The organism is Hydrogenimonas sp. (assembly GCF_029932565.1).
In the GTDB taxonomy this organism is placed as follows: Bacteria; Campylobacterota; Campylobacteria; order Campylobacterales; family Hydrogenimonadaceae; genus Hydrogenimonas.
Window position 1 is genome coordinate 1 of sequence record NZ_JAOZPV010000056.1, and the last position, 3,048, is coordinate 3,048.

General features: G+C 53.8%; 2 protein-coding genes. Both read left to right on the top strand.

Features of this window, described 5'->3' with window-relative positions:
• Positions 1-243 precede the first annotated feature (243 nt).
• Positions 244-1,794 (top strand): glutamine-hydrolyzing GMP synthase, encoded by a 1,551-nt coding sequence (guaA, locus tag Q1K24_RS07215; protein ID WP_300368117.1) that lies wholly within the window; start codon positions 244-246, stop codon positions 1,792-1,794.
• Positions 1,795-1,831: 37 nt separating this feature from the next.
• On the top strand, positions 1,832-2,575 hold the full coding sequence (locus tag Q1K24_RS07220; RefSeq protein ID WP_300368120.1) for a uroporphyrinogen-III synthase: 744 nt from the start codon (positions 1,832-1,834) through the stop codon (positions 2,573-2,575).
• The last annotated feature ends 473 nt before the right edge of the window (positions 2,576-3,048 follow it).

Consider the following 3,048-nt stretch of genomic DNA (forward strand, 5'->3'; position numbering starts at 1 on the left):
CACCCTCCCACTATCTAACAATCCCACACCCTCACAAAGCCGCACCGCGGCGATCCCACATTCCCACATTCCCACATTCCCACCAGCGCGAAGCGCGTCTTCACCCTCCCACCTTCCCACAAAGCCGCCAAGCGGCGATCCCACCTTCTCACCCTCCCACTATCTAGCATTCCAACATCCTCACTTAACTTTAACCTTCCACACGGTAAAATACCATCAAATTCTTCCGTCAAGGACTCCATTTTGAAAGATGTCAGTATCATAGTTCTCGACTTCGGTTCGCAGTATACGCAGCTCATTGCACGCCGCCTTCGCGAAGAGAAGGTCTACTGCGAAATTGTTCCCTATTTCACCAAGGTCGAAGAGATCAAAGCGAAAAATCCCAAAGGTATTATTCTGAGCGGCGGTCCCGCTTCCGTGTATGACAAAGATGCTTTCGAAGTGGACAAAGCAGTCTACGATCTGGGGCTTCCGATTCTCGGCATCTGTTACGGTATGCAGCGCATCGCTGTCGATTTCGGTGGCTCGGTGGTTCGGTCGACGCATCACGAGTACGGCAAAGCGGAGCTCCATTTTCATGAGGAACATGGGCATACGTCACCGCTTTTCGAAGGGTGCCATGACGCCACGATCGTCTGGATGAGCCACTCCGACCGGGTCGAAACGCTGCCGGACGGATTCAAACCGATCGCCTACAGCGACAACTCCCCCTATGCGGCGATAGCCGATGAAACGAGAAGAATCTATGCACTTCAGTTTCACCCGGAAGTTCACCACTCCGAAGAGGGGCATATCATGCTCCGCAATTTCGCCCGTACGATCTGCGGTGTCACCGAGAAGTGGGATATGGGCCATTTCCTCAAAGAGCAGATCGCCAAAATCCGGCAGCAGGTCGGAGAAGGCAAGGTGCTCTGCGCATTGAGCGGCGGCGTCGATTCGTCGGTTGTGGCGGCACTTCTCTACGAAGCGATTGGCGATCAGCTGATTCCGGTATTCGTCGACAACGGACTGCTTCGAAAAGGGGAGCGCGAACAGGTTGAAAGCGTCTTCAAAGTGCACCTGAAAGTCCCTCTGATCACTGTCGATGCAAGCGAGCATTTTCTCGTCAAGCTGGCAGGTGTGACCGACCCCGAGCAGAAGCGGAAAATCATTGGTCACACCTTCATTGAAGTCTTTGAACAGGAGGCGAAAAAGCATGAAGGGATCAAATTTCTGGCGCAGGGAACACTCTATCCGGACGTGATCGAATCGGTTTCGGTCAAGGGCCCCAGTGAAACGATCAAATCCCACCACAATGTCGGCGGCCTGCCGGATTGGATGGATTTCGAACTGATCGAACCGCTCCGCGAGCTCTTCAAGGACGAGGTAAGAAAACTCGGTCTCGAACTGGGTCTGCCCGAATCGCTTGTCTACCGACACCCGTTCCCGGGACCGGGACTGGCGATCCGTATCATGGGCGAGGTCAACATCTACGATCTCGACCTGCTAAGAGAAGCGGACGTGATTCTGCTCGAAGAGCTCAAAGCGAGTGGTTACTATACAAAAACATGGCAGGCATTTGCTGTGCTGCTCAACGTCAAAAGTGTCGGTGTCATGGGCGACAACCGCACCTACGACAACACCGTCTGTGTCCGTGTCGTCGAATCGGTCGACGGCATGACCGCAACCTTCGCCCATCTTCCGCACGATCTGCTCGAACGTATCAGCCGACGCATCATCAACGAAGTCGACGGCATCAACCGTGTCGTCTACGACATCAGCTCCAAACCGCCCGCTACGATCGAATGGGAATAACGCATACGTTGCACGAATGGATAATGGAAAATTGAGAATGGAGAATGAAGAGAAGCCGCAAGGCGGCCAATCGAAGGAGGCGCAAAGCACCGCTTCATCCCCCATCCCCCATATCCCATCCCCCATATCCCATCCCCCATCCCCCATCTATCTATTGTCCCCTACATCCAAACCCGGCGTCAGGCACCTTCCGATGATCCACTTCACCCTCATACCCCAAACCATCGACTTTTCCGGTTACGACGGGTTGATTCTTACCTCCAAACAGGGGGTTGTTTCGCTCGATGAGGTGTCACATGGCGAGTGGAAGCGGCTTCCCGCGGCGGCTATCGGAAAGATGACAGCGGAAGAGATCGAAAAACGTGGCGGAAAAGTGATCTATATTGCTTCCAAAGCGTATGGCGATGTGTTGGCCAGGGAGCTGGCAGAGAGGTTCCCCGGATTCCGATGGCTCTACGCCCGGCCGAAAGTGGTGGTCTCCAAAATCGCCAAAGATCTTCGCGAGGCAGGTATCGAAGTGGATGAAGCGGTCATCTACGAAACGTCATGTACCTGCTACGACGAGAGCCGAAAACCGGAAAAGGGAGCGGCTCTCATTTTCACGGCCCCCTCCATCGTCAAATGTTTTTTCGAAAACTTTTCCTGGGACGAAAGCTGGAGAGCTGTGGCCATCGGTAACAAAACGGCACAGGCGTTCCCGGATTACGTCAACCCCGACATTTCTCCCTCCACATCACTCGACGAGGCGATCAAATTTGCCCGTTTTTCAACCCCCGATTAAGCATTTTGGAGTATAATAATTTTATGTAGGCAACAGCGATGTTGTCTCACACCGACTGAGCGGTGCGCTACCCGCATATCGGGGGTCCAACACTTTGATATTGCGGGACCGGTAGGTGCGTGGTGCGTCGGTAACTTCGTTTGAGCCGGTGCTCCCGGCGAGAAGCTGCCGCCTAAAGCGTACCTCCCTCCTGCACCGTTGGTCTATTGATGGACCACACTCACGCGTGAACGCCCGCTCGGTCTTGTCGCGGTGGTTGGGGGTATTTTTTCTCCGTCTGCTGCATCATCGCATCACAATGACTGCGTTGTAGCTCCATCGACGTAGCTCACTGCGCCTCGTTGCTGTGCCGCGTACTCGCACTTTTCTGATGCCCCATCTATAGACAAGCGTAGTGACGGGCTTCGTATTTTTCTTTCAAATTTGATCAGTTCCCTTGACACCACCAAACGAAACATGCTTTCGTTTTATAC

Bases quoted from the DNA above. Each gene is read 5' to 3' on its own strand.
- Q1K24_RS07220 (WP_300368120.1), top strand. From the start codon at position 1,832: ATGGAGAATGAAGAGAAGCCGCAAGGCGGCCAATCGAAGGAGGCGCAA.